This is a genomic window from Anaerorhabdus sp., from assembly GCF_036657415.1.
Lineage (GTDB): Bacteria > Bacillota_I > Bacilli_A > Erysipelotrichales > Erysipelotrichaceae > Anaerorhabdus.
Window position 1 is genome coordinate 1 of the sequence record NZ_JAVXGL010000101.1, and the last position, 6,001, is coordinate 6,001.

The following is a 6,001-nucleotide window of genomic DNA, read 5'->3' on the forward strand; positions in this document are numbered from 1 at the left end:
TCGGTATTTAATAAAATAGTCTTTTCTTTGTACATGGATAATTTCATGTGCTAAGACAATTTGTTTTTGTCTCTCATTTAATGTCGTAGGGATATAAATTCGTGGATTACATATTCCCATTACAAATGGCATGGCAATCGCATCCGATTCATAAATATTATCGACCACCTTGATTGCATAACGAGTTACTTTATAAACTTGGCGATAATTTCTTATAAAATACACAATTAAAAGAATGATTCCTAAAAGCCAAATCACTGTTAACACTTCTACAATTGATACTCCCATTACACTATTTGTTGATTGCACTGTTACAGATTGAAATACCTCTGATATACCCCTAGTATTACCTACAATTTCACTTGATATTGTTTCAGGAATAGACAGTACACTAACATTGCTTTCAAGAGTAATAGGAACAAGTAAACGAACTAAAACAAATGTCCATAGAAAATAACTAAATACTTTTGGAGCTTTCTTGAATAACATTCTCAATAGTAACACAACAACTATTACAACACTGGCATCTAATGACATAGAAACTACAGTATTGAAGAATGAAGTTACCCAAAGCATATAATCATCTCCTATTCTTTATAGTTATCTAATAATTCTTTTAATTCATCAATTTCCTTTTTCGATAATTTTTTGTCAGATAAAAATGCAGTTACGAATTTGGGAAGAGACCCTTCAAATGAAGTTTCCATAACGTCTTTACTTTCGATTCTTTGAATCGCTTCACGTTTAACTAGAGCAGTTACTGTTGCATCAATGTTTGTTACTACTCCTCTTTCTTGCAAACGTTTTAAAAACGTATACGTTGTTGATTTCTTCCATCCAAATTTTTCTGCACATAATGTTACAAGTTTGCCTGACGAAATTGGTTCATTATCCCAAATAAGTGACATAAACTTAATTTCTGTGCATGTAAGTTTCATAAAGCCTCCCAGTCTACACGTGTAGTCTAGTTACAGTTTACTTCTCCCTTTTCTTTTTGTCAACGTATTAAAAAGCTATTCCAATGGAATAGCTTGATTTTTACTTATATTATGAAATCTTCATTTTTAAAGTTTGCATAAAACCGACCTTTTCTTGCCGTAAACTTTAATACACAATAGTCTGGGTCTGTAACTCCCTCTGGATAATACATGGTATCTCCATCTCGCCAGATTCTCTCTTTATCTTCTTCATTTGTAAGAACTTCAACTGTTCCAACTAAATTTACACCTCTAAAGAATCTTTTATCCACAAAATATATACTTGCATTAGGATTTTTTATAAAGCATTTAACCTTATTCGAAGAAGTATTTGTTGTAAAGTAAAAGACTTTAATACCTTGTCTCTCTCTTGGAGGCAACATAGCTTTAGTAAGCGGAAATCCTTCTTCATCCACATAACTAATACAACTTAAAGTGGCTTTATCAATTAAATTTCCAATTGTTTGTTCAGGATTTCTCATCATTTTAATTTCCTCATTTCCATTTTTAATATTCCTTGTTTTTAGTGAATTACTCTTTGTTTATACGAATGAAAATTGAACATTTTTTACTAACAATACTATTTAGATTATAGTCTTGATTCATCAAAAATAAAACAATTTGATTAGCGAAAATTCTTAAATTTTCTACTCTCTGTATCTAATTTGTCACAAATTATTTGGTATTTTATCATATTACACTAATAATTCTTAAGTATTCATGATTGTTTTTTCATATACATTGTATACTATTGAGACTAAAATATAACTACTGCTTCAACCATGAAAGGAACATTTATGAAATTTTTACGTAATCTTGTAATATTCTTTTTCATCTTTTTAATAGGTGGATTGAGTATTTTATTTTATTCTTACAAAATTGAACCTACTTCACTTGTAGTTAACCATATTCATTTAGATATTCCTACACTTAATGAAAAGCTAGTTATTGTTCAGCTATCTGATATCGAAATTAGTAAAAACTATTTACCTATAAATTTACGAAAAGTCGTTGAAAAAATAAATAGCATTAATCCAGACATCATTGTATTCACTGGTGATTTATTTAGTAATTATGCTCAATATAAACCTACTACTGAGGTAATAAATTATTTAAGTCAACTGCATGCATCCATTGGAAAATACGCTATTTTCGGTAACAATGACCATGGTGGCGGCGCTATTCGTGCATATGAAAACATAATGAATGAGTCTGGATTCACTGTTTTGATGAATGAAAGTCAACGCATCGAATTGAACTCTAATGAAATAATGTATATTACTGGTTTAGATGATGATCTTTTAGGAAATCCGAGCATTGAAGATGCTTTTGATAAGCATATAAATCAATCTAACTTTAATTTATTGTTAATTCATGAACCGTATTTAATCGATAATCTATTAGAATATCCTTATGATTTAGCACTTAGTGGGCATACTCATGGTGGTCAAATTGATTTTCCATTCATTGATACTTCATTGTTGCTAAGTCCTAGTGAAAACAAATACTTAATGGGAACTTACAATTTTGATAACTTAAGACAAACAACACTTTATGTAAATAGCGGACTTGGAACATCACGTCTTCCTTTACGCTTTTTGGCACCTCCAGAAATTACTGTTTTTACACTTGATTAAAATCATAAAAAGCTAGATTGAAATTCAATCTAGCTTTTCTTAAATGGTGATGCTTATGCGCCTTTAACGAAAGCTCCTTCTTTCATGATAACTTCCATGTTTTCAACGGCAACTGCACGGATGTTTTCAAGTGGATTTCCTTTAATAACAAGTAAATCTGCGAATTTGCCTTCTTCAAGTGTACCTGTAATATCACCAACTTTTAACATGTCTGCACCATTTTTAGTTGCTGCAACAATAACATCCATTGGATCAATACCTGCTTTTTCATTGAATGAGTACATTTCACCAATCGCTGTAGTACCATATGGAGTTAAACTTGAACAGAATGAATCTGATCCAATTGTAAGTACGATACCTTTTTCTTTAGCACGACGTAAATTTGAATAAACACGATTTAATTCTTTTTCTGCTACTGTTTCACCTGGAAATTTGTCATGTACTTCTGGTACATATGGAGGTTGATATGTTTTAAACCATTCATTTAAGAATTGAATAGTTGGACAGAAGTAAATTCCTTTCTCTGCCATAATATCTAAACATTCATCATTTAATGTTTGTCCATGAATGATTAAATGAACACCAGCTTTACAAGAATCTAATGCTCCACCGTATCCTTCAGCATGACTCCACACTGGAATTCCTACCATGTTGCATTCATCTACAACTGCTTTGATTTCTTCAAATGTGTAATGTTGATCAAGTTTTTGATCCCAACGCCAGATTCCTCCACCTGTTGACCAAATCTTAATTGCATCTGGACTTTCTCTTAGTCTACGACGTACTGCTTTTCTAAGATCCCAAGGACCATCAACTCTTTCAGCCCAAGGATGTGATTCTGCATTATAACCAATAGGAAGTTTGTGTGAATCACCATGTCCACAAGTACGGCAGAAACCTAAACCAGTTCCAACAACACGAGGACCACTCATAACACCAGCTTCAATCATATTACGAATTTGAAGACCTGAACGTCCGATTTCACCAACTGTTGTCAAACCACTTTCTAAACATTCATGAGCTTGTTGAACAGCTACTACTGTTTTTTGAATAACATCTTCTAATACCCAATCACTATCATCATCAGTTAAGTTTCCTGAGAAGTGTAAGTGACTATCAATTAAACCTGGCATAATTGTTTTTCCAGTTATATCTTTTACTTCATATTCACTAGGAATATCTTTCATAGCACCAGCATAAACAATTTTCTTATCTTCTACTAATACTAATGCATCTTTAACTGCTGGTTTTCCTGTACCATCAATTAATAAACCATGAGCGAAAGCTACTTTTGACATATTATTGTCCTCCTTATTAAGCTTCTTCTACTTCTATTACTGTCTTTGATTTTCCTGAAACAAAATTAAATATTAGACCAACTACTAACCATCCAATGACAATAGACCATTCAACTGGTACTAATGCAGCTGGTGAGAAAGGAAGTACCATTAAAGCAATTATGCATAAGCAAGCAAGACATGCTAATGAAATTCCAAACTTACCACCAGGTACTGAATAAGGTCTTTTCAATTCTGGTTCTGAGAATCGCATTTTTAGACAAGCTGCTGAACACATAAAGCATGCGAAGATAAATGCAAGAGCACTTACATTCGTTAATGGAATCAACATATTACCACCCAAGAAAGGTCCAATAAGTGTTAATGCTGCCATTAAATAGTTTGCAGTCTTAGGATTACCATTTTCATCTAATTTTTCAAATGATGCAGGCAATTGTTTTTTACGACCCATTGCAAGTAAGATACGTGATGTAGCTCCAAAGAATGAATTCATTGGACCTAATGGACCAAGTATTGCAATGCACATCATTACAACAAAGAAAATTCCATTAATTGATTTTAATACTGCCAAAGCTGGAACAGATCCATCAGCACCTAATGACACAAAATCATTCCAAGGAACAATAGTTCCAAATGCATAGATACAACATGCATAGAATATTCCTGCCGCAAGCAACGCTAATGAGATAACTTGACCAAATTTTTTCCAATCTAATCCTTCAGCAGCTTCTTCTGCTTGTTGCGGAATAGTATCAAATCCCGCATAGAAGAACGGTGTCATTACTAATACCGGAATAATTCCCATAATTAAACTGTTACCATTTGATTCAGATACAATTGGTTGTAAATGGTGAGGCCCACCTGTAAATACTGAAACAACCATCGCTATTAACATCCCTGCTAATAACATCTTTGTTAAGAATCCTTGTAATTTTGCTGCTGAAGAAGCACCTTTGAAATTCAAACGAATTACATAAAATGCAAATGCAAGTGATATTAATAGTGGTGGCAAATAAACGGTATATCCCATAATTGTATACAATGGAATAATTTTAAGTTGTGGAATCAACATTCCAACTAGTTTTGATATTGCAATAGCTTCCCAAGGACATAATATTCCATTCCCTAATGATAGAAACCACCCTGTTACAAAAGATAATTTTTTTCCAAAAGTACGATCAACATATTCAACAATACCTCCAGAAATTGGAATTGCACTAGTCAATTCACCAAATACTGCTCCTACTGGTAATAAGAAAATAGCACCAAGTATAAATGCAATAATCGCTGCAACTGGACCTCCACCTTTGTCCATCCAGTCACCTACTTGTAGCACCCATCCAGTACCGATAATAGCACCGAAACCAATTGTGAAGAAATTCCAAATCGTTAGTGTTTTCTTCATCGATGTGTCATTTGTAGTCATTCTAATTCTCCCATTCTAGTCATTTATGCGCATAAATGTTTACCGGTTATCATTGTTTTATTCCTTTGTTAGATTGAATTCAAGCATAGTAAAAGAATTGGGGTTTTTGTTGTCATAATCGGGAATTTTTTTATAAGTAATTTTTTTATTTTGTTGTATGATATAAGGGAGGTTTTTATGATTAAAATAGCTGTCGTTGATGATAATCCATTTGATACTGAGTGGATTTTAAATTGTATAAAAAAGTGTGAGTGTTTTCCTGAACTTGAAATCACTTGTTTTAGTGATGGTCAAGATTTAATCAATACTTATAAAGACAATAAAAAATTTGACATTATCCTTTTAGATATGATGATGGAAAAAGTAAATGGTTTAGATACTGCCAAATTCGTAAGAACTTTAGATACCCATGTAGAAATACTTATCATCACTGCAACTCTAGAGTATGCCGTAGAAGGATATACAGTTAATGCTCGTCGTTACTATCAAAAACCATTGAAACAAGATGATTTCTTAAAAGAAATGAATACAATTATTTCAAATATCAAAAATAATGAAAGTCTTACTCTTACGATTCACAACGCTCAAGGAATTACACGTGTAAAGTTGAATGATATTTATTATATAGAATCACTAACACGTACAATTACAATACACACTGCA

The 6,001-nt window shown here is 32.4% G+C and carries 7 protein-coding genes; 2 read left to right on the forward strand and 5 right to left on the reverse strand.

Features of this window, described 5'->3' with window-relative positions; genetic code table 11:
* The 3 genes from RSB60_RS10455 to RSB60_RS10465 form a co-directional block, all read right to left on the reverse strand.
* On the reverse strand, positions 1–576 hold a 576-nt coding region (locus RSB60_RS10455; protein ID WP_332616199.1), incomplete at its 3' end, for a M56 family metallopeptidase.
* Between the two features lie 11 nt (positions 577–587).
* Entirely contained in the window at positions 588–938 is a 351-nt protein-coding gene (locus RSB60_RS10460; protein WP_323381955.1) for a BlaI/MecI/CopY family transcriptional regulator, read from the reverse strand.
* Positions 939–1,042: 104 nt separating this feature from the next.
* Positions 1,043–1,462 (reverse strand): pyridoxamine 5'-phosphate oxidase family protein, encoded by a 420-nt coding sequence (locus RSB60_RS10465; protein WP_442878178.1) that lies wholly within the window; start codon positions 1,460–1,462, stop codon positions 1,043–1,045.
* Positions 1,463–1,774: 312 nt separating this feature from the next.
* Between RSB60_RS10465 and RSB60_RS10470 the strand changes: the two genes are divergently transcribed.
* A complete protein-coding gene (locus RSB60_RS10470; protein ID WP_332616201.1) occupies positions 1,775–2,614 on the forward strand; it encodes a metallophosphoesterase in 840 nt (279 codons plus the stop codon).
* A gap of 53 nt (positions 2,615–2,667) precedes the next feature.
* Here the strand turns inward: RSB60_RS10470 and RSB60_RS10475 are convergent, their stop codons facing one another.
* Positions 2,668–3,912, reverse strand: a complete 1,245-nt coding sequence (locus RSB60_RS10475; RefSeq protein ID WP_323381953.1) for a metal-dependent hydrolase family protein — start codon at positions 3,910–3,912, stop codon at positions 2,668–2,670.
* 16 nt (positions 3,913–3,928) lie between these two features.
* The gene (locus RSB60_RS10480) at positions 3,929–5,338 is read right to left on the reverse strand and encodes an APC family permease (RefSeq protein ID WP_323381952.1); all 1,410 of its coding nucleotides are present in this window, start codon (positions 5,336–5,338) and stop codon (positions 3,929–3,931) included.
* A gap of 177 nt (positions 5,339–5,515) precedes the next feature.
* Between RSB60_RS10480 and RSB60_RS10485 the strand changes: the two genes are divergently transcribed.
* Positions 5,516–6,001: LytR/AlgR family response regulator transcription factor (locus RSB60_RS10485; protein ID WP_332616204.1), on the forward strand; the 486-nt coding region annotated here is incomplete at its 3' end.